Origin of the sequence: Acinetobacter bereziniae (genome assembly GCF_016576965.1) — a bacterium.
Classification (GTDB): domain Bacteria; phylum Pseudomonadota; class Gammaproteobacteria; order Pseudomonadales; family Moraxellaceae; genus Acinetobacter; species Acinetobacter bereziniae.
In genome coordinates, this window is the sequence record NZ_CP066119.1 from 3,476,556 (window position 1) to 3,496,487 (window position 19,932).

General features: G+C 39.0%; 17 protein-coding genes. 12 read left to right on the top strand and 5 right to left on the bottom strand.

Annotated elements, in window-relative coordinates:
* The first annotated feature begins 1 nt into the window (after position 1).
* The 5 genes from I9192_RS16295 to I9192_RS16315 all read left to right on the top strand — a co-directional run bounded on the left by I9192_RS16295 (position 2) and on the right by I9192_RS16315 (position 4,574).
* The gene (locus I9192_RS16295; protein ID WP_005033121.1) at positions 2–1,063 is read left to right on the top strand and encodes an NADH:ubiquinone reductase (Na(+)-transporting) subunit F; all 1,062 of its coding nucleotides are present in this window, start codon (positions 2–4) and stop codon (positions 1,061–1,063) included.
* A 103-nt stretch (positions 1,064–1,166) separates the two neighbouring features.
* Positions 1,167–2,087: a catechol 1,2-dioxygenase gene (catA, locus tag I9192_RS16300; protein WP_010590966.1), complete on the top strand. Its 921-nt coding sequence runs from the start codon at positions 1,167–1,169 to the stop codon at positions 2,085–2,087.
* Between the two features lie 96 nt (positions 2,088–2,183).
* Positions 2,184–3,065: a SphA family protein gene (locus I9192_RS16305; protein ID WP_004829547.1), complete on the top strand. Its 882-nt coding sequence runs from the start codon at positions 2,184–2,186 to the stop codon at positions 3,063–3,065.
* A 199-nt stretch (positions 3,066–3,264) separates the two neighbouring features.
* A complete protein-coding gene (locus tag I9192_RS16310; protein ID WP_005033127.1) occupies positions 3,265–3,678 on the top strand; it encodes a MerR family transcriptional regulator in 414 nt (137 codons plus the stop codon).
* Positions 3,679–3,767: 89 nt separating this feature from the next.
* Positions 3,768–4,574 carry a type 1 glutamine amidotransferase domain-containing protein gene (locus I9192_RS16315; RefSeq protein WP_005033129.1) on the top strand — a complete coding sequence of 269 codons (807 nt, stop codon included), beginning with the start codon at positions 3,768–3,770 and terminating at the stop codon, positions 4,572–4,574.
* A 605-nt stretch (positions 4,575–5,179) separates the two neighbouring features.
* On the opposite strand, the gene I9192_RS16320 is transcribed toward I9192_RS16315, so the two are convergent.
* Together I9192_RS16320 and I9192_RS16325 are read right to left on the bottom strand one after the other, a co-directional pair.
* Positions 5,180–6,247, bottom strand: coding sequence for a saccharopine dehydrogenase family protein (locus I9192_RS16320; protein WP_005033131.1), 1,068 nt, complete (start codon positions 6,245–6,247; stop codon positions 5,180–5,182).
* 1 nt (position 6,248) lies between these two features.
* Entirely contained in the window at positions 6,249–7,490 is a 1,242-nt protein-coding gene (locus tag I9192_RS16325) for an NADH:flavin oxidoreductase/NADH oxidase family protein (RefSeq protein ID WP_005033132.1), read from the bottom strand.
* A gap of 314 nt (positions 7,491–7,804) precedes the next feature.
* Between I9192_RS16325 and I9192_RS16330 the strand changes: the two genes are divergently transcribed.
* Positions 7,805–10,042 (top strand): TonB-dependent siderophore receptor, encoded by a 2,238-nt coding sequence (locus I9192_RS16330; RefSeq protein WP_200149937.1) that lies wholly within the window; start codon positions 7,805–7,807, stop codon positions 10,040–10,042.
* Positions 10,043–10,150: 108 nt separating this feature from the next.
* On the opposite strand, the gene zigA is transcribed toward I9192_RS16330, so the two are convergent.
* Genes zigA through I9192_RS16345 form a run of 3 tightly spaced genes read right to left on the bottom strand, consistent with a single transcriptional unit; the run spans position 10,151 to position 12,530 of the window.
* Complete coding sequence (gene zigA / locus I9192_RS16335; protein ID WP_005033137.1) at positions 10,151–11,377, bottom strand: zinc metallochaperone GTPase ZigA; 1,227 nt, start codon at positions 11,375–11,377, stop codon at positions 10,151–10,153.
* Between the two features lie 8 nt (positions 11,378–11,385).
* A complete protein-coding gene (locus I9192_RS16340; protein ID WP_005033139.1) occupies positions 11,386–11,790 on the bottom strand; it encodes a hypothetical protein in 405 nt (134 codons plus the stop codon).
* A 2-nt stretch (positions 11,791–11,792) separates the two neighbouring features.
* The gene (locus I9192_RS16345) at positions 11,793–12,530 is read right to left on the bottom strand and encodes a D-Ala-D-Ala carboxypeptidase family metallohydrolase (RefSeq protein WP_005033141.1); all 738 of its coding nucleotides are present in this window, start codon (positions 12,528–12,530) and stop codon (positions 11,793–11,795) included.
* 753 nt (positions 12,531–13,283) lie between these two features.
* Between I9192_RS16345 and fimA the strand changes: the two genes are divergently transcribed.
* From fimA to I9192_RS16375, 6 genes are all read left to right on the top strand, one after another.
* Positions 13,284–13,841, top strand: coding sequence for a type 1 fimbrial major subunit FimA (fimA, locus tag I9192_RS16350; protein WP_005033142.1), 558 nt, complete (start codon positions 13,284–13,286; stop codon positions 13,839–13,841).
* Positions 13,842–13,895: 54 nt separating this feature from the next.
* Positions 13,896–14,375 (top strand): hypothetical protein, encoded by a 480-nt coding sequence (locus I9192_RS16355; protein WP_005033145.1) that lies wholly within the window; start codon positions 13,896–13,898, stop codon positions 14,373–14,375.
* 19 nt (positions 14,376–14,394) lie between these two features.
* A complete protein-coding gene (locus I9192_RS16360) occupies positions 14,395–15,096 on the top strand; it encodes a fimbria/pilus periplasmic chaperone (RefSeq protein WP_005033147.1) in 702 nt (233 codons plus the stop codon).
* Positions 15,097–15,100: 4 nt separating this feature from the next.
* The gene (gene fimD, locus I9192_RS16365; protein ID WP_005033149.1) at positions 15,101–17,707 is read left to right on the top strand and encodes an outer membrane usher protein FimD; all 2,607 of its coding nucleotides are present in this window, start codon (positions 15,101–15,103) and stop codon (positions 17,705–17,707) included.
* Positions 17,708–17,720: 13 nt separating this feature from the next.
* Positions 17,721–18,731 carry a fimbrial protein gene (locus I9192_RS16370; protein WP_200149938.1) on the top strand — a complete coding sequence of 337 codons (1,011 nt, stop codon included), beginning with the start codon at positions 17,721–17,723 and terminating at the stop codon, positions 18,729–18,731.
* A gap of 189 nt (positions 18,732–18,920) precedes the next feature.
* Complete coding sequence (locus I9192_RS16375; protein ID WP_026040303.1) at positions 18,921–19,925, top strand: fimbrial protein; 1,005 nt, start codon at positions 18,921–18,923, stop codon at positions 19,923–19,925.
* Positions 19,926–19,932: the final 7 nt, after the last annotated feature.

Consider the following 19,932-nt stretch of genomic DNA (forward strand, 5'->3'; position numbering starts at 1 on the left):
GATGAGCTATCAAGTTACCATCGAACCCATCGGTACCACGATTGAAGTAGAGCAAGATCAAACTATTTTGGATGCGGCATTACGCCAAGGGGTTTGGCTACCCTTTGCCTGTGGGCATGGCACATGCGGGACTTGCAAAGTCCAAGTCACAGACGGTTTCTACGATGTTGGTGAGGCTTCACCGTTTGCATTGATGGATATTGAACGAGAAGAAAATAAAGTTTTGGCCTGCTGTTGTAAACCTGAATCTGACATGATCATCGAGGCAGATGTGGATGAAGATGAGGATTTCTTAGGTTACTTGGTTCAAGACTACCAAGCAAAAGTGGTCGAAATAACCGACTTATCACCGACGATTAAGGGCATCCGTTTTGAAATTGATCGTGAGATGGCATTTCAAGCTGGACAATATATCAATCTCCATATCCCCAATGTCGAAGGGACTCGTGCATTTTCAATTGCAAACTCACCCAGTGAAACCAATATCATCGAATTGCACATTCGTAAAGTCGAGGGCGGTCAGGGGACACAGTATATCCATGAACAGTTAAAGCTGGGAGATAAACTCGTACTTTCAGGTCCATATGGGCAATTCTTTGTACGTAAGTCTGACCCACAAAATGTCATCTTTATCGCAGGCGGTTCGGGGTTGTCTAGTCCGCAATCCATGATCATGGATCTGCTTGAACAAGGTGATCAACGCATCATATATCTTTTCCAAGGCGCACGTGATCTGGCTGAATTGTATAACCGAGAAAAATTTGAACAGCTTGTTAAAGAATATTCAAATTTCAGATACATCCCAGCGCTTAATGCACCCAAATCAGCAGACGATTGGACAGGTTTTACAGGCTTTGTTCATGAAGCTGTAGCCAATTATTTCGAGCACAAATGTGGTGGACACAAAGCCTATTTATGTGGACCGCCTCCGATGATTGATGCAGCTATTTCTACACTGATGCAAAGCCGTTTGTTTGAAAAAGATATTCATACTGAACGTTTCTTGAGTGCTGCGGATGGTGCAAAGGAACAATCACGTTCAGCACTTTTCAGACACATTTAGACCTAACGCATGTCTTTATACAATTTTAGTCAAAGATACAGTTGAGTGATCTCGACAAAACAAGATCACTCCCGACAGTCATATCAATCAAAGGAAGATGATGATGAACCGCCAAGAAATAGATAAATTAGTTCAACAAATGAATGTAGACACTGCAACAGGTGAAGTAAATCCACGTGTTCAGCAAATTGTGGTTCGCCTACTTGGAGACTTGTTCCAAGCTATTGAAGACTTGGATATATCTCAAACTGAACTTTGGAAAGGGTTAGAATATTTTACCGATGCTGGTCAAGCCAACGAGCTTGGTCTGTTGGCAGCAGGATTAGGCTTAGAACACTATTTAGATCTGCGTGCTGATGAGGCCGATGCAAAAGCTGGTATTACAGGCGGAACACCACGCACGATCGAAGGTCCATTATATGTTGCAGGTGTACCTGAATCTGTCGGCTTTGCACGTATGGATGATGGTTCTGAATCGGATCATGTTGATGCGTTGATTATTGAAGGTATTGTCACAGATACGGCTGGAAATAAAATTCCCAATGCCAAAGTAGAAATTTGGCATGCCAATAGTCTAGGCAATTATTCTTTCTTTGATAAATCTCAGTCTGAGTTTAATTTGCGCCGTAGTATTTTCACAGATACCAATGGTCAATATGTCGCGCAAACCACTATGCCAGTGGGTTATGGCTGTCCACCCGAAGGTACGACACAAGCGCTACTCAATTTGCTGGGACGTCATGGAAATCGCCCATCTCATGTTCACTACTTTGTCTCTGCGCCGGGTTATCGCAAACTCACCACCCAATTCAATATTGAGGGTGACAAATACCTGTGGGATGACTTTGCCTTTGCCACACGTGAAGGCTTAATTGCCACGGCAAGTGAAGTTACAGCTGTTGAGGAGATTAAAAAATATAATTTAGATCAGCCTTTTAAGCACATTAACTTTCATTTTCAATTGGTCAAAGACACTCAACAAGTTCCCTCAACAGAAGTTAATCGCCGTCGAGCAGCAGCTTAACCTCAAACATCACGATTTCATCTAACACAATGTACCTATACAGAAGCTTATAGGTACAGCTCGATGTCATAAAAATATCATTGAAAAGGATTTTCTATGAAACAACTCATCTTAAAACTTTCACTTACATTAATGCTCGGTTTAAGCACGCACATCGCTCATGCTACGGAAAATGGTGCAGACTCATTTGCCTTAGGTGCAGAAGGTATGATGGCAGGTGCCTTACCTCCACCAGGTGTTTACTTATTGACTTATTATCAAAATTATCATGCAGGACATTTTGATCAAGGTCCTCCCAATTTCCATTTAGACGTCAATGCTTTTATTCCTCGACTGGTTTGGATGACAGAGCAAAACTATTGGGGAGGTCAACTTGGATTCTATGCGATTCAACCGATGGTCGATTTGCGCCTTTCAGCAGCAGGTATGTCAGACCATAACACCGCCTTGGGTGACCTAATGCTCGGTTCAATGCTTGGTTGGCACCGTGGTAATCATCACTGGATTGGCGCAATTGAAACAGTGCTTGCTACTGGAAAATATGACAAAGCAAGCATCACTCAACCTTTGGTTGCCAATATAGGAAAAAACTACAATACCGTACGACCAATTTTTGCCTATAGCTATGCACCTGAAAATGGTTTAGACCTTTCTACGAAAATCTCTTATAGCTTTAATACAGAAAACGATGATACACATTATCGATCTGGAGATTATTTTGCAGGAGATTACAGTATAGGCTATAAGCTTTCAGATCATGTTAAAGTTGCTATTGAAGGTTATGCGTTTAAGCAAACCAAGTCAGATCGTCAACATGGTGACAATATTGGTATGCGTGGTCAGGTCTTGGCTGTTGGTCCTGCCGTACAATATCAAGATAAAAACTGGTCGATCGAAGCGAAATATTTAACCGAGACTCAAGTTGAAAATCGCCCAGAAGGTCATACCGGATTATTAAAATTTGTTTGGGCATTCTAATTTTAAACGGGTCTGTTTTGATCATAGGGTATTCACCAATCTTGTATTTTCATGACGCTACTGCTGAAAATACAAGATCCTTTCCCTGACCCACTGTTCTTGCCCTTACACTCAATGAAATTCAGATTGATCTTTTCATCTTGCTTTTGATGATGTGAAAGCCTAAAGTAAACTTTAGTGTTAAAAAGAAATTAGTAAAATGAATATCAGTCAATTATCTAAACAAAGCGGACTAAGTACGCCGACGATTCGTTATTATGAGCAAATCAAGCTACTCCCCAAAGCAAAAAGAAAATCAAATGGTTATAGAGAATATAGTGAAGATGATCTTAAACAGCTTTTTTTGATTCAACAGGCACAACAAGTCGGTTTTTCATTGAATGAAATTAAGTCTTTCTTACCCTCTCAAGTTGGACAATGGAATCACGACATATTGATCGGAATTTTGGAAAGTAAAATCAAAGATATTGAAGAATTAGAGCAAAAGTTAAGTCTCAGCAAACTGAATCTACGCACCATGATTCACGCAATCAATAACAAACCTGATGAAATTACTTGTGCGGAAAATGCACAACGCTTGCTGAATCTTTACTATGCAAAGGAACAAATATAGTTCAGTTATCTATAAATCATAAAAGTGCTTGACCTTAAACCTCACTTTAAGCATAGCATTGAATACAGGTGGACGATTAGGAAGCTGTTATGTTTAAACGTTGGAATCTTTTTTATCGGTGGATGGGCATTTTTATGGTGATATTCGCAAGTGGTCAAAGCACTGCATCTGAATCTACTCAACAAACTAACCCATTAAAATCAAAAGGAAAAATTTTGGTGGTTATGACCAATCATGCAACGTATCCCTCACGTTCCGATACGACAGGATTGTGGCTGACTGAGCTTACTCATTTTTATGATGTTGCTCAAGCGGCAGGATACGACATGGATTTTGTCAGCCCTCAAGGTGGTACTGTTCCACTGGATGAACGGAGTTTAAAATCTATCTACATGGATGCATCAGCTAAAGCACATCTAGCAGACCCAAATTTTGTACAACGGCTGAATACCACACTGGCACCTAATGCAATTGATTCAGCACATTATCAAGCCGTTTACTATACTGGTGGGCATGGGACGATGTGGGATTTCCCCAACAATCAAGCCCTACAAAAGATCAGTGAAAAAATTTATCAACAAGGTGGGATTGTTTCAGCAGTATGTCATGGGGTCGGTGGATTATTGCCTTTAAAAAAACAAAATGGACAACCACTGATTGCAGGAAGAACTGTGACCGGTTTTGCAAATATTGAGGAAACGCTGTCAGGAATTAAATCTCAAGTTCCCTTTTCTTTACAAAACAATTTAATACAACACGGCGCTCAATATAAACGAGGGTTTTTCCCTTTCACCTCTTATGTGATTTCTGATGACAGGATCATCACGGGACAAAATCCTCAATCCAGTAAAGAAGTTGCTGAGGCTGTGATAAAACGATTAAAAAGTCTAAAGTAATGTGAGTTCGACGTAACCACATCCTTAACTAGAAGAAAAAAATAAATCTCTGCGGAATCTTACTGAGTTTTCATTCAATTTTAGGATGAGGAGCGGTGCTCCGCAAGCGCAACCATCAATAGCGTTTCATTTCTCTTGATCAATAAAATGAAAGCGATCAATAGATTGTTTGATGATCTAAGGCTTGCACAGCCACGCTTTATTTCTAAAGTTTAAATTGTTTTGCGTAGGCGATGGCTCACTTTTCAGAGATGAAAAGTGACAAAAATCTTTCGTTGAGCGAGGGGTACATCCTATATACCCCCGCTCAACATGGCGACATCCATGTCGCTTCACGATAGCAAGACCATCTATAGATTCAAAAGGGCGAAATAAATGAATCATCCAAATCACTTGTATGAATAATCAGGAGGTTTGGCTGTATCATCTTTCATCAATGATTTTTATCGAACTCAGGTTAAATTAATTTCTTAAAAAAATTGCTCGATGTTATAAAAAACCAGATCACTTGATCTGGTTTTTCTTTATTCATACATTTTAAGTCAATTAAGAGTGAATAAGAAGTACAACTCAATCGATATCTCACTTCTCTCAACTTTTGAACATTAGCAAATCACCAATTCGCCTGAACCTTGAAGCTGAGTAACAAGCTGATAACCCATCAATTTGGCAGGCGTATATGTTCCACCATTAACACGCTGATCAAGTAGATAACTCACCACAGCCAATGAACCATTCACCGTCAAACTATAAGCATTTTCAGTTTGGATTCTTGCTGTTTTGGTCTGCCCCTGTGCATTACGTACCTCCCCCCAAACATAAGTGGGCATCTTGGCACGTCCTTCTGCATCAGGACCAGTAATCGATTTACCAATCAGTAATTTCATTATTTTCTGTACCCACTGCAACTTAAATACTGGGCGAATGTGATTCAACATTTTCGCTCCCCTAATCAGCTTAGGTGCTGCAGGTACAAACACTTCAATATTGGGAATTCCTGTGGTGTAAAATGCAGTCGCTACATCTCCCCACGGCACACTCATTGCGCTTTTTTGCCCATGTCCAAAATCAATCTGACGAACATGATGAGCCAAAGGAACATTGATAATTTGACCATTTTTACGGACCTTACCACCTTCAGCCATTCCTTCTGTACTGGTTTTTGCAGTTCCGGGGGAAAGCCCTGTTTTTGAATCAAAGCCTAATGCCAGATGTGTCGCATCGGGTAAAGCGTCCTTTAAAGCAGCTGCAATACAATCCGTTGGAATAACATCAAAACCAACTCCAGGACATAGTACGACATTTGCCTTTTGTGCTTGTGCATTTAGAGATTGTGCCCACTCAAAAACGGCAATCTCGCCTGTAATATCTAAATAGTGCGCACCTGCTTGAATACAGGCTTGCATCATGGGTTTCGATGTCAAAGAAAAGGGACCAGCACAATGTAGCACTAAATGCAGTCCCCTTAACTGTGCACTGATAAGGTCAATATCATCTAATCCAAAAGCTCGGAACTCAAGTGCAAGTTCTTGTGCCAAAGCCTCCACCTTGCTTTGATTACGCCCTGCCAATATCGGTCTAAGTCCTTGTCGAACAGCTTCACGGGCAATCAATTCACCGGTATAGCCATTTGCACCATAAATCATCCAATTCAAATCATGATTTTGTCCCATCTTACCCCCTCGCTTTTAAGATATTTGCCATCGCATGCTTATACTGACGAGTACGACTTGCCATCGCAGTTTGCTGTAAAATCAATGCCCATAAGGGGGACACTTGAGGATTGGGCTTTTTACCTAAACTGAGTTTACGTAGCTGAAATTTAACTGTTGCCATATTGGCAAGTGATGCAAGCGTTTTATTCTTCCATGAAATTGGCTTCAAAGTTGGTGTTATATTTTGTCCTTGCTTCCATGCATTAGGTAAGTTTGGATCAATGGCTAAAGCCGTAGCAATTCCAACCATATCGACACCACTTTCTATGACCTGTTCAGCAACTTGTTTACGGCGAATACCTCCTGTAACCATCACGGGCATTTTGGCAATCTTGCGAATCTCTTGCGCAAATTCTAAAAAATAGGCTTCACGTGCCAATGTTCGACCATCTCGCGCTTGTCCTTGCATCGCAGGGGCTTCATAACTGCCACCTGAAAGTTCAACCAAGTCGACCGCCAATTCATTCAACATTTCGACTACAAGTTGAGCATCTTCAGCACTAAAACCTCCACACTGAAAGTCTGCTGAATTAAGTTTCACTGCCACCGTAAACTGATCTGAGACCACGGCTCGAACCGCTTTGACAATTTCAATTAAAAGACGTGCACGATTTTCAAGTGAACCGCCCCATTGATCTTGGCGTTTATTACTCAGTGGTGATAAGAACTGGCTCAATAGATAGCCATGCGCTGCATGGATTTCGACTCCCGTAAAACCTGCTTTTTCACCTAATCGAGCCGTGTTAGCGAAACGTTGAATCACTTCATTGATCATGGTTTGAGTCATTTCAATTGGTAAACTAAAACGATCTGACATTTTGCCTAAATCTAATCCCACAGCAGATGGTGCCCAAGTTGCTTGACCCAGATTGGACTGCATTTGGCGACCAGGATGGTTGATTTGCAACCAGACTTGTGCCCCTTGAGAACGTGCTATCTGAGCCCAACGTTTAAAAATATCCAAGTGTTTATCATCTTCAAGTACCACACCGCCAGGTCCAGTCATTGCACGACGATCCACCATGACATTACCGGTAATAATCAGTCCTGCACCACCATCAGCCCAAGCTTGATATAAACGCATCAATGCTTCAGAAGGTGCATGGTTTAAATCTGCCATATTTTCTTCCATCGCAGCTTTCGCTATACGGTTGGCAATCTCAGAGCCATTTGGAAATATCAATTTTTCGAAGACTTTCATTTTTATCGCCTCATTGGGTATAGCTCTACTTTAAGTTTAAAGTTAACTTTAATGTCAATCTTTTTTTGGAACAATTTTGCTTCCAATCAATTTACTTTCTGATACATTTAATCATTATGAGTTTAATGAAATGAACAATAAATTTTCATGTATTTAATTTTAAAAAATTACATATAAAATAATATATTACATAAATTTAAATCTTCTTTTCTCTTTAAATATCAAAATAATTATTCATAAATTATGACATTTGCGTAGCTTTTTGCAATCTTATTGATAATAATAACAATTCTTATTTACACAATTTAATCATTATGGACAAGCAACTTAGACAAACGGCATTAAATATTGCAATCAAGTCATTCTTGATATGTGGTGCAATTTCCCATACTGCTTTTGCACAAGAACAATCATCCAATACTGATCTATCTGTTCTCCCAACCATTACCGTCAAAGCAGATACCCAAGATGAAAAAACTGAAGGAAGTGGCAGTTATAAAGCCAATTCATCACGATCATCTTCGAAACTCAAGTTATCTTTAAAAGAAACACCACAATCTGTCAGTGTAGTCACACGTGAACAAATTGAGCAACGTGGTCTCACTATTTTGGATGATGTACTTGCTGCCACTCCTGGTGTAACAGCAACAAAGAATGACAGTGAGCGTTCTAACTACTATTCCCGTGGCTTTGCAATCAGCAACCGACAAATTGATGGCATGCCTGTAGGTGACAACGCTCCTCGCTTCGATAGCTTTTTCTTTGACCGTATTGAAGTCGTCAAAGGTGCATCAGGTCTAACAGGTTCAACAGGAAGCCCTTCTGCAACCATCAATATGGTTCGTAAACGTCCTGAAAAAGAGTTTAAGGGCAATGTCAGCTCCACCTATGGCTCATGGGACAACACCCGTGTTGAAGCCGATGTTTCTATTCCACTCACTCAAGATGGCAGTGTTAGAAGCCGATTCATGGCAGCTTATACTGACAAAGAATCTTATATGGATCGTTATAAACTAAAGTCAACAGCCGCGATGGGGATTATCAGTGCAGATTTAACGGCAAACACAACTGCCTCTGTTGGGTTCCAATATCAAGACAATGACCCTAAAGGCTCAACGTGGGGAACAGTGCCCTATTTCAATGCTGATGGAAGTAAAGCGAATTTTTCGCGAAACTTTAGCTTGTCTGCGGACTGGAGCTCAATTGCCAATACAGATAAAACAGTTTTTGCAGATATAGAACATACTTTTGCCAATGATTGGTTGGTAAAAGCTGCAATTGCACACAGCACTTCGGATAACAGTTGGATCGTGGCTTATGGCGGAAGTGGCTTTCCAGACCCTAGTACTGGTAAAGGCTTGAGTCTATGGAGTATGGTTAGCCCATATGCTGAAAGTAAAAAACTCAATATTGATTTTTATGCAACTGGTCCATTTCAATTGTTAAACCGCCAACATGATTTAATCATTGGTTATAGTGGATTCAAAAGTGAAAATACTTCATTAAGTGTTAACAGCAAAATAGCATATCCTGCTGCGATACCAGATTATCGAGAGTGGACAGGAAATATTCCCAAACCGACATATGAAAAAAATGGTGCAGGTAGTACCAATACCACAGAACTTTACGGCGTATATTCAACTTTACGTTTAAATCTGACTGACCCGCTTAAGTTAATTTTAGGCGCACGTTATAGTTCCTATGATTACAAAGTCGATAAATGGGATCCTAACGCTGCTGTTTCTCCTACAAAGCCACGTAATTTTGACCAGCTCATCCCCTATGCAGGGATTTTATATGACCTCAATGATACTTATACTGCTTATACCAGCTATACCAAAGTATTCAATCCATCTACACGACGAGATCGCTTTGGTGACTATTTAGATCCCGAAATGGGCAGTACCAGTGAGCTTGGTTTAAAAGCGGATTTATTGGACGGTAAGTTACTGACCAGTGCGGCTTTATTTTGGTCAGATGTCAAAGACCTTGCTGTAGAAGATGTTGAATACCGTGAAGGAGTAAAAAACGGCACCATTGCTAAAGTTGATGAGATGGATACTGCCTATATGTCAACGGGCAAAGGGCTTAAAGTCAATGGTTTTGAATTAGAAGCCATTGGTAAATTACAGGAAAACTGGAATCTAAGTTTTGGTTATACTTATGTCAATAGTGTCAGTTCTGCAAATGCTAATGCTTTAAGCAATATTCCTCAAAACCAAGTGAAATTATTTAGCAGTTATACCCTGCCTGAAAATCTTTGGTCAGGTTCAGAAAAACTGACGATAGGTGGTGGCGTCAACTGGCAAAGTGAAATCTCACAAAGATGGGGAGGAGCACCTGCAAATGCCTACAACGGTGGTGTAGTCACTCAGAAGGCTTATTACTTGGCAAATGCTTTTGCCAGTTATAAATTGAGTGATGAGCTGACTGCAAGTCTAAATATCAATAATTTATTTGATGAAAAATACTACTTAAATGTCGGTTTTTATAACGGCGTTTATTGGGGTGAACCGCGTAATGTTACCCTTACATTAAGAGCAAAGTTTTAATTTAATCTAAGGTTTTCATTGATCAAAAGAATAAAGGAGTGCTTGACTAAAAGCACTCTTTTTAAACCACACTCACAACTAGACTGTGACTGAGCTATACATCATGGATTAATGGGTTGTGATAGAATCCGCCCAACCACTAAATGGATTATCAAAAGTTTGCCATTTTTCTGCACCCAATGCCATTTCTGTATCCGTCAACAAACATGCATCCAATTGATTAATTAATTCAGATTGATTCATATCCAGTCCGATTAAAACAATTTCTTGGCGAGCATCACCTGTTTGTTCATCCCAGTTTCCCTGAATGACATCCAGACTGTGTTGATCTTCTGGCCAATGTTCATCAGACACGGCTGCCCACCAATATCCAGCCACCCCATGTCTTGCCAACGCACCTGCTTGTGACCAAGATCCTGCCAACTCAGGATTTGATGCCAACCAAAAGTAACCTTTAGAACGAATGACACCTTGCCATTCAGTTTGAATAAAATCAAAGAACCTTTGCGGATGAAATGGTCGTCTGGCACGATAAACGAAACTTTGAATACCGTACTCTTCTGTTTCTGGGGTATGTTCACCGCGTAACTCTTTGAGCCAACCTGGGGCTTGTGCCGCTTCATAAAAATCAAATAAATGAGTATTTAAAATTCGATCCAAATTCACTTGACCAAATTGAGAAATTTCAATTTTTGCGCGAGGGTTCAACGATTGTAAAATTTTAAAGAGCTTTTCTTGCTCTGCTGGCTGAATCAAATCAATTTTATTCAGCACAATCACATCACAAAACTCAATTTGATCAATCAATAAATCCACCACATTACGACTATCAAGTTCCCCTAATGACTCGCCTCTCGCTTGTAAACTATCCAAAGAGCTATAGTCTTTTAAAAAATTATAGGCATCAACCACCGTCACCATCGTATCAAGACGGGCAAATTCATTCAGTGAAATGCCATTTTCATCTTCAAAAGTAAAGGTCTCTGCAACTGGTAAAGGTTCAGAAATACCTGTAGATTCAATCACCAATTGATCAAAGCGCTGCTCCTCTGCCAAACGTCGGACTTCAACCAATAAGTCTTCTCTTAAGGTACAACAAATACAACCATTACTCATTTCAACCAACTTTTCATCGGTCCGTGAAAGTTCTGCACCGCCCTCTCGAACTAAAGCAGCATCAATATTGACCTCAGACATATCATTGACGATCACTGCGATCTTACGATCCTCACGATTATTCAAGATATGATTCAGTAAAGTCGTTTTTCCAGCACCTAAGAAACCTGATAAAACAGTGACAGGAAGCTTTTTGGGAGTGGCTAATAAGTTATTCATTGGCATTCTCACTTTAAAATTGTATGGCTTTCATGCGCCGATACACACGAAAAACACTGACCGAGGACTTCTAAATATTCACATTTGGCGTTAAATTTTTTTGCGTTTAAGGATTGTTTGACACATCTGTCAAAATGGGGAATGACAATACTTTGCACCTGTTGACAATGGGTACAGACCGTTAAGATTTGATAAGGCGTTTCCAAATTTGCAACTGTGGCGATATATAGATTTAAACTATTCAGTTTAATAATAAGTTTCTGCTCACACAGTTGTTTAAGTACTCTATAAATCTGCATAGGGGCTTGAAAACCATAAGGCTTGGCTTTTTCCAAAAGTTGATATGCGCTCATTGCCTTATGTTCTGCCTGTAAAATTTGCAAAAGCTTTTGCTGCGCCTGAGCTTGTTTCATTTTTATTGATCCTGCTTTTTATGATTGTTTAGAAAAGTATTCATACATGGAGATGAGTGATAACGATGATCTGCTCCCCAAGTGCGATAACCTGCACTATCAATATGGATTTGCCCCGATGGATAGACGCCTAAACCCATATTGAGTTGTTGACCATAGTCATGCCAAAACTTGCAAAGTTTTATTTTTGTGCCTTGAATAACAACCAATTCTTTTTCATCTGGCATTTCAGAACCAATTCGAAAGTCTAAAGCCGCATTAAAAATATGTTTTGAAGCGCTTGCACCATTGGCGCATCGGTTAAGATTTAAATTTCGATAAACTGAAGTCACTGTGAAATCATTCAAAATCTGCTGATCAATCAGCTGGTCCAGAATGTTGAGTGTAGGCACGATATTGCGCCACAACGCTTGAGGAGGAATTTCAAATTCAGTTGCATTGCATCTTTGCCAATCTCTCGCAGTTTGGAAAAACTCAAAATTAGGCACATAAGTATGTATACCTTGTTGTTTTAAAAATTTTTTATAATGTTCAATCGCTTGTTGGTTAACTGCATCTTGCTCCCACACCAAAAAGGAAGCCGGCACGTTTTTGATAGGCTGTTTATCTACTTGATGATTTGTCCTAACGAGCTTGGATAAAGACTGGTTGATCGTCATGAGCTGTTGTTTTGAGTCTAATCCGTTTTGGCTACATGCCGAAACGCATCCAATCAATCCAATAAAGTAGCATCGTTTCATTTCACTGATATCCAAACTCAAAAGACAATCTTCAATCACCAACAATTTAAAGTTATGTTATAACATAACAATTAATGAATGCAAATATACCTAAAGCATCAACATACAAGCAACTCATATAATCGTTAATTTTTTTTAAACAAATGAGGCATCAAGTCATCCAAAGAATGCGGCTAAAATTATTTTTTTAACGGATTAAAAGTATTTTCATTTAAGCCTTGTAAATATGTATTATTCAAAAACCACAATCTCAAATAAATAAATTCTCAGCCACCAGTTTCTGTTTAAAAAACCACAATAATAAATTTTAATTTAAATTAAAAATACTAAACAAATGCATACCTTTTTATAAAATTACAACACCGTAATAAATTAATATTTCAAAACTATTTTAAATATAATATTTTTCACATATAATTTTCATTATCTACATAATATTCAATAATAATTTTAATTTTAAATTATGATTTTAAACATTAAAAATAAACAAAATTAGAGACTTAATTCACAATAATAATAATTAATAAAAATAAAGTCACAAAAATAATAATCGTCGTTAAATACAATCTAATCGCGTTCAAAATACAAAGTTTTCCCTTGCGGTAAATATCAATATGTTCGTGTGTTTATTACATCTGTCACTATTTTTAAAAACAGTACGAATAAACAGAGTTTATTGATGCCATAACAAATGAAGTCAATAAACAAAAAGAAAGTGTTGGATATCAATTTTTTTAACGAATAGGTTTTACTATGAAATTTAGTACATTAGGTTTAATCGCAATCTCTACATTAGGTGTTTCTGCATCTGCTTTAGCTGCTGCTGTTGAAGTAAAAGGTGGAACAGTCAACTTTAAAGGCGATCTTGTCAATGCTGCATGTGCAGTAAGTACAAGCTCTACAAATCAAACTGTAACACTGGGTCAAATTCGTACAGCAAGCTTTACCAAAGCTGGTGATAAAACAACTGCTGTACCTTTTGAAATCAAACTTGTCGACTGTGACACTGCAGTTCAAGCAACTGCAGCGGTTGCCTTCCAAGGTAATGCTGTAGGTGGTACAGCTGGCGCTAAGCTATTAGCAGTGTCTGCTGCTGATGCAAACGGCACCGCAGCAAAAAATGTCGGTATTGAAATTGCGGACCACACTGCAAAAGTATTGGGCTTAACAGGTGCGGATTACTCAACAGCAAAAACACTTATTACTGGTGATAACACGCTTCAGTTCAGTGCACGTTATGTAGCTACAGATGCTGCCACTACACCTGGTCAAGCAAATGCAAATGCAACCTTTACAGTGAAATATGAGTAATTATTCTTTCGAGAATAATTTCTAAGCAATTGACTAAATGAGCTTATTTTACCCATGAAAAAATATATAGCCCTGATTGCTGGGATATTGGTTAGCACTCATATTTATGCTGAAAGTTATGTATTTGGTGGAAAAGCTCAATTTCTGGGGGCTTTACTCAATCAAAGTTGCTCAATTTCGATTGAGAGTATTGTTGATACTTCGACTAGAGCTCCCCAATCCCCTATTCAAATTAACTTTTCAACCTGTTCTGTTGACTACTATAGCAATCTCATTATCAGTTTATCTGAACCCAATCAGTTAAAAAAAGAGATGTTTACCACCACAGCACAAACAAAAAGTGAGTTTGATAAAGAAATTAATATTCAAAGTGCTGAACATAAACGTTTAGGTGAAAGATTTATCCAACATATTGATCTACCTAAACATTATGACGATGAATCACCAAAAAGTGTACGTGTTTACTTAAACAAGCCATTTGAAGATTCACCTACTCAAGCACCACATTTTTTAATTTCTATTTTTTATCCATAAGTAAATTCTAAAGGTTTATATGAACTTGAACTTATTTAAACAAGGTCTTCTTGGTATAACCTTAGCCTGTATGACTGCAACAAGTTTTGCAAACACGAATGGTTCTGGTGGTATTTCACTGGGCGCAACCCGTGTGATTTATCCTACGGATGCAAAACAAGTTTCACTGCCAATTATCAACAGCAATAGCAAAGAGCGCTTCTTGATCAATGCATGGGTAGAAGATTCTTCAGAGAATAAATCTAAAGATTTTCTGATTACGCCACCGTTATTTGTTGCAGAAGCGAGTGCTGAAAATACCTTGCGTATTATCAATGTTGCACCAAATCTCCCTCAAGATCGTGAATCTGTGTTTTGGATCAATGTCAAAGCGATTCCCTCGATTGATAAGTCAACATTGACCGATAAGAATGTTTTACAGCTTGCGGTTTTATCTCGCATCAAACTTTTTATTCGACCTACAGGTTTAACCACTAAAGCTGAAGACTCATTGAATACACTCAAGTTTTCTAAAACTGCTGACGGTATTACAGTCAATAACCCATCTCCCTATCATGTGTCTTTTGTCAATCTTTATTTAGATGACAAAAAATTACCCAATGTGATGGCCCCTCCATTAACGCAGACAAAAATCGCAGACAGCTCTGGCGGTAGCTTGAGCTATCAAACAGTCAATGATTATGGTGGTTTAACGTCTAAAGTGAATTTAGAACTGAAGTAAGCATATGAATACTCTACATTTAACATCATCCAATACGTTACGTATAAGGAAAATTATTAAGCGATACCCGATGGGTATGGCGATAACGATGCTTATATCCGCAGTGATGGTGAGAGAGAGTCATGCTGAACAAGTGTTTAACCCTGAATTCCTGTCAGATGGGTTGCCTGACACACAAATCTCCGACTTAAGCAGATTTGATAAGTCCACCCATCAGTTACCTGGTGTGTATCGTGTCGATGTATATGTCAATGATCAATATGCATTTACACGTGATATTAATTTTATTGAGAGTGCTGACGCTCAGGATTCTACAGGCTTATTGCCTTGTTTAGACATCAAAACCTTAAAGGGTTTTGGTGTCAATATTGCCCAATATGAAGGCTTTGCAGATACCACTCAACAATGTGTAGATTTCACCTCGATTATTGAAGGTGCAACAACCCAATTCCACTTTGACAAACAAAAACTCAATATTAGTCTGCCACAAATATCGCTCATGAATCAGGTCAGAGGTTATATCTCACCAGATCAATGGGATGAAGGCATCAATGGTTTATTTCTCAATTATAATATCTCAGGTTATAACAACTCTAAAACAGATTCCAATAGCGCATTTTTACGTCTGGACAATGGACTCAATATTGGTGCATGGCAATTTAGACACTCTGGAAGTTGGAGCTATAACACTCACCAAGGCAAATCGTCAAACCAATGGAATGATTTAAGCACTTATGCGCAAACCATCGTAGCTCCTATCAAAAGTCAACTGATCATCGGGGATAGCACAACTTCAGGTGAGATTTTTGATAGCTTTGGTTACCGAGGTGTACATTTATCTACATCTGAAGCCATGTATCCAGATAGCCAGCAAGGCTATGCGCCCTCGATCCGTGGTGTTGCGAAAACCAATGCCAAAGTGGTCATTAAGCAAAATGGTTATGTGGTTCATCAAATCAACGTTGCGCCCGGTCCTTTTAAGATTGAAGACATCAGTACAGCATCTTTAAATGGTGACTTGGTCGTGACCATTGAAGAAAATGATGGCTCTCTACAAACCTTTAAAGTTCCATTCTCAACACTACCTATTTTACAACGTGAAGATCGCACCAAATATAGTGTTGCACTTGGTGAGTACCGCAGTGGGTTAAGAAACCAAGACAATCCATTTATTGCTCAAGCAACAGCAATCCATGGATTGAACAGTGGTATGACGGTTTACTCTGGTACTCAACTTTCCCAAAAATATAAAAGTTTTTTATTGGGTTTAGGCGCCAATCTTGGACACTATGGTGCTTTCTCGTTTGATATTACCCATGCAAACAGTGAGTTAGCAGATAAAAGTTCATCTAGTGGTCAATCATTACGCTTTTTATATTCAAAATCACTACTTGGTTCGGGTACCACGTTCCAGCTTTTAGGCTATCGTTATTCGACCAAAGGTTTCTATACCTTAAATGATGTCACCAATAAAAACATGAGTGGCTATAACACAGGTAAAGATCAAACTGATCTTCCTAATATTGAAGACTACTACAATTTAAATAATGCCAAAAAGGGTCGCTTCCAAGTCAATATTACCCATTCTCTAGGGGACTATGGCGCACTGTTTCTTTCAGGAAATCAACAAACTTACTGGAACACGGATAAAAAAGATGAGTGGTTACAGGCGGGTTATTCCAATGCATGGAAATCATTGAATTATTCTTTTGCTGTCAGCCGTAACAAATACTCTGCGCGTGACATTACTGACACCATGTATACCATGAACCTTTCTTTTCCTTTGGACAAAGTATTGGCAAAAGCCAAGTTTACTGACAATCCAATCCAGAATAGTTATGCCTCTGTTTCAAGTACCCGAAATTCGAATGGTGATGAAACCTATATGGCAGGCGTCAGTGGCACTTTGCTAAAAGACCGTAATTTAAGCTACAGCTTTAACCAAGGCAAAATCAGCCAACAAGGTGACATTGGTTCATTGAGTGTGACCTATAACGGCAGCTACGGAAATGTTGGTGCAGGTTATAGCTATGAAAAAGACTCTAATCAATTTACCTATAACGCATCAGGTGGCGTGCTTGCACATCGTGATGGGATTACCTTTGGTCAACCTTTAGGTTCAAGCTCTATCTTAGTCAAAGCATCTGGGGCAAAAGGTGTCAATATTGAAAATCATATTGGGGTCAAAACCGACTGGCGTGGTTATGCGATTGTGCCTTATGCCAATGAATATCGCTCTAACCGTGTCGCACTAAACGCGGACAGCTTTAGTAATAATCTGGAAATTCGTAACAACGTTGAACATGTCGTTCCAATTAAAGGCGCCATTGTTCGAGCAACCTTTGATACCAGTATCGGTGTCAGAGCTTTGGTGACCTTATCACGAGCAGGAAAACCTGTACCTTATGCCAGCAGTGTGATCGAAACAGACAGTTCTACCCGTAGCATGGTTGCCGATGACGGTCGAGTTTACTTAACAGGTTTACCACTTAAAGGCACCTTAGAAGCCTATTGGGGTGGAAACACAGGTGAAAAATGCAGCACGGCTTATGACATTTCTCAAATGGATCTGAGCAAACCTGTTATTCAATTTGATCTTGAATGTCAATAAGGAGTTGCACACAATGAAATTCAAAACTTTATTAATGATCTTCTTGTTGCTCAGCTCCACCCAATCCTTTGCACGACAATGTTGGAATGTAAAAGGATACTATGTAACCGACAAAGTTCACTATGACTTATCAAACACATTCTCTCAAACGAATAATGTCTTGGGACAAACAAAAGATCTACGTTTCAATTTTAACTCTGGTGTGAAAGCCGTATGTTCATCCGCTCCATTTCCAGGCAGCGCCAGTACAACCGTTCGTTCCTATGAAACAGATCAAGCGATTGCTCAAAGAGATGGTAATTTTCAATATATGTGGATTAATGAGTATTTACTAGGCGCTATGCAAATTTATGATAGTGCTGCTAGGTACTTTTATCCTCCTGTTCAAAAAACTATGGGGTGGGATCCTAATGTTGCTGACGGTAATCCCTTTGAAGTACGAGATTCAGATTTAACATTACGCCTTAAAGTGATCAAGCCCTTTGTTGGCAATATTTCGATTCCATCTAAAACCATGTTTACAGTTTATGTCACAACAGCAGCGAATGACCCACTCGTTTACCCTGTCTATACCATTAGTTATGGTGGACGAATCACTGCACCTCAATCTTGTACTGTTAACTCAGGAACTGTTTTAGATATTAAATTTGGTGACATTCTTGCCTCTGAATTTAACCAAGCAGGTGCAGGCAATAAACCCGCTTCTGTCGACCCACAAACCAGAAGTGTTTCAGTACAGTGTTCCAATATGAATGCTGCGGCAACACTGACTTTCCGTATTGAATCAGACAAGTCTCAAGGGGACATGTTGGTCTCTAACAATGATAATGTCGGCTTTAAAATTTCCGATTTTAACGACAAAATATTGATTCCAAACAATTTATCCAGTTTTTCTGAATTTCAGTTGAACCAAAACCAAACTGCGACAATTTCTTTTAAAGCATGGCCAGTCAGTGTAACAGGAAAAAAACCAGCCGTTGGACCATTTAGTTCCAGAGCATATATCCGGATTGACTTCCCCTAGGATTGGAATATGAAAAATCACACCACATACCTATCCAGTCCAATACAAGCGCTAAATGTAGCGCTTCAACAGCTTTCTTATACATCAGCGTTCAGTTCAAAACTTAATGTTTTAGCTCTTTATTCCTCAAAAATACTTAGACAAAGTATTTGTAATTTTTTTAGCAATTTAAGTGTCAAGCCATATACGATGAAATTCAAGTTTTTATTACTCACCCTGTTAGTACTCGGTTCAACCCAATCTTTTGCACGACAATGCTGGAATTCGAAAGGATATACTGTAGTCGATTCAATTAATTATGATTTATCCACCGCATTTGACCAAAACAATAATGCTGTGGGTCAAAGCAAAGACATTACTTTAAATTTCAATAAACCCATTCAAGCAATATGTGAAACGGCGTCCTTTCCTTATGGTTTGACAGTTCGTTCCTATATAACCAATGAGCCGATCGTTGAAAATACAAGTACTTTTAAATATCTACGTATCAACGACTATTTATTGGGTGCAATGAAAATTAATGACAGTGCAGTAAATACTTTTTATCCTCCTATAAAAAAAACTATGGGTTACGATCCAAACTCAGACAATGGCAACGCATTTTCAATCAGAGACTCTGACTTATTGCTACGCATCAAAGTGGTTAAACCTTTTGTAGGAAATGTTTCCATTCCATCAAAAACTATGTTTACAGTTTATGTAACCACTAGTGATACAGATCCACTTAGATACCCTGTGTATACCATTAGTTATAGTGGGCGAATTGTTGCACCGCAGTCTTGTACGATCGACTCAGGCAAGGTTTTAGACATTCAATTTGGTGACATTCTTGCTTCTGAATTTAACCAAGCAGGTGCAGGCAATAAACCTCATTCAATCAATCCTGAAACAAGAAGTGTATCAGTACAGTGTTCCAACATGAATGCTGCGGCAACACTCACCTTCCGTATTGAATCTGAAAAGTCTCAAGGAGATATGTTGGTCTCTAACAATGATGATGTCGGCTTTAAGATTTCAGACATGAGCGATAATATATTGATTCCAAACAATTTATTAAGCTTCTCCGAATTTAAACTCAATCAAAGTCAACAGGCGACACTATCTTTCAAAGCATGGCCAGTCAGCGTAACAGGGAAAAAACCTGCAGTTGGACCATTTAGTTCCAGAGCCTATATCCGAATTGACTTCCCTTAGGAGAAAA

What these genes read in the sequence shown, in the direction of transcription:
- zigA (WP_005033137.1), bottom strand. Translation starts at nt 11,377, where the DNA reads ATGAATAACTTATTAGCCACTCCCAAAAAGCTTCCTGTCACTGTTTTA.
- I9192_RS16345 (WP_005033141.1), bottom strand. Translation starts at nt 12,530, where the DNA reads ATGAAACGATGCTACTTTATTGGATTGATTGGATGCGTTTCGGCATGT.
- I9192_RS16360 (WP_005033147.1), top strand. Translation starts at nt 14,395, where the DNA reads ATGAACTTGAACTTATTTAAACAAGGTCTTCTTGGTATAACCTTAGCC.
- I9192_RS16330 (WP_200149937.1), top strand. Translation starts at nt 7,805, where the DNA reads ATGGACAAGCAACTTAGACAAACGGCATTAAATATTGCAATCAAGTCA.
- I9192_RS16370 (WP_200149938.1), top strand. Translation starts at nt 17,721, where the DNA reads ATGAAATTCAAAACTTTATTAATGATCTTCTTGTTGCTCAGCTCCACC.
- I9192_RS16340 (WP_005033139.1), bottom strand. Translation starts at nt 11,790, where the DNA reads ATGAAACAAGCTCAGGCGCAGCAAAAGCTTTTGCAAATTTTACAGGCA.
- catA (WP_010590966.1), top strand. Translation starts at nt 1,167, where the DNA reads ATGAACCGCCAAGAAATAGATAAATTAGTTCAACAAATGAATGTAGAC.
- fimA (WP_005033142.1), top strand. Translation starts at nt 13,284, where the DNA reads ATGAAATTTAGTACATTAGGTTTAATCGCAATCTCTACATTAGGTGTT.
- I9192_RS16295 (WP_005033121.1), top strand. Translation starts at nt 2, where the DNA reads ATGAGCTATCAAGTTACCATCGAACCCATCGGTACCACGATTGAAGTA.
- I9192_RS16375 (WP_026040303.1), top strand. Translation starts at nt 18,921, where the DNA reads ATGAAATTCAAGTTTTTATTACTCACCCTGTTAGTACTCGGTTCAACC.
- I9192_RS16325 (WP_005033132.1), bottom strand. Translation starts at nt 7,490, where the DNA reads ATGAAAGTCTTCGAAAAATTGATATTTCCAAATGGCTCTGAGATTGCC.
- I9192_RS16310 (WP_005033127.1), top strand. Translation starts at nt 3,265, where the DNA reads ATGAATATCAGTCAATTATCTAAACAAAGCGGACTAAGTACGCCGACG.
- I9192_RS16305 (WP_004829547.1), top strand. Translation starts at nt 2,184, where the DNA reads ATGAAACAACTCATCTTAAAACTTTCACTTACATTAATGCTCGGTTTA.
- I9192_RS16320 (WP_005033131.1), bottom strand. Translation starts at nt 6,247, where the DNA reads ATGGGACAAAATCATGATTTGAATTGGATGATTTATGGTGCAAATGGC.
- I9192_RS16315 (WP_005033129.1), top strand. Translation starts at nt 3,768, where the DNA reads ATGTTTAAACGTTGGAATCTTTTTTATCGGTGGATGGGCATTTTTATG.
- I9192_RS16355 (WP_005033145.1), top strand. Translation starts at nt 13,896, where the DNA reads ATGAAAAAATATATAGCCCTGATTGCTGGGATATTGGTTAGCACTCAT.
- fimD (WP_005033149.1), top strand. Translation starts at nt 15,101, where the DNA reads ATGAATACTCTACATTTAACATCATCCAATACGTTACGTATAAGGAAA.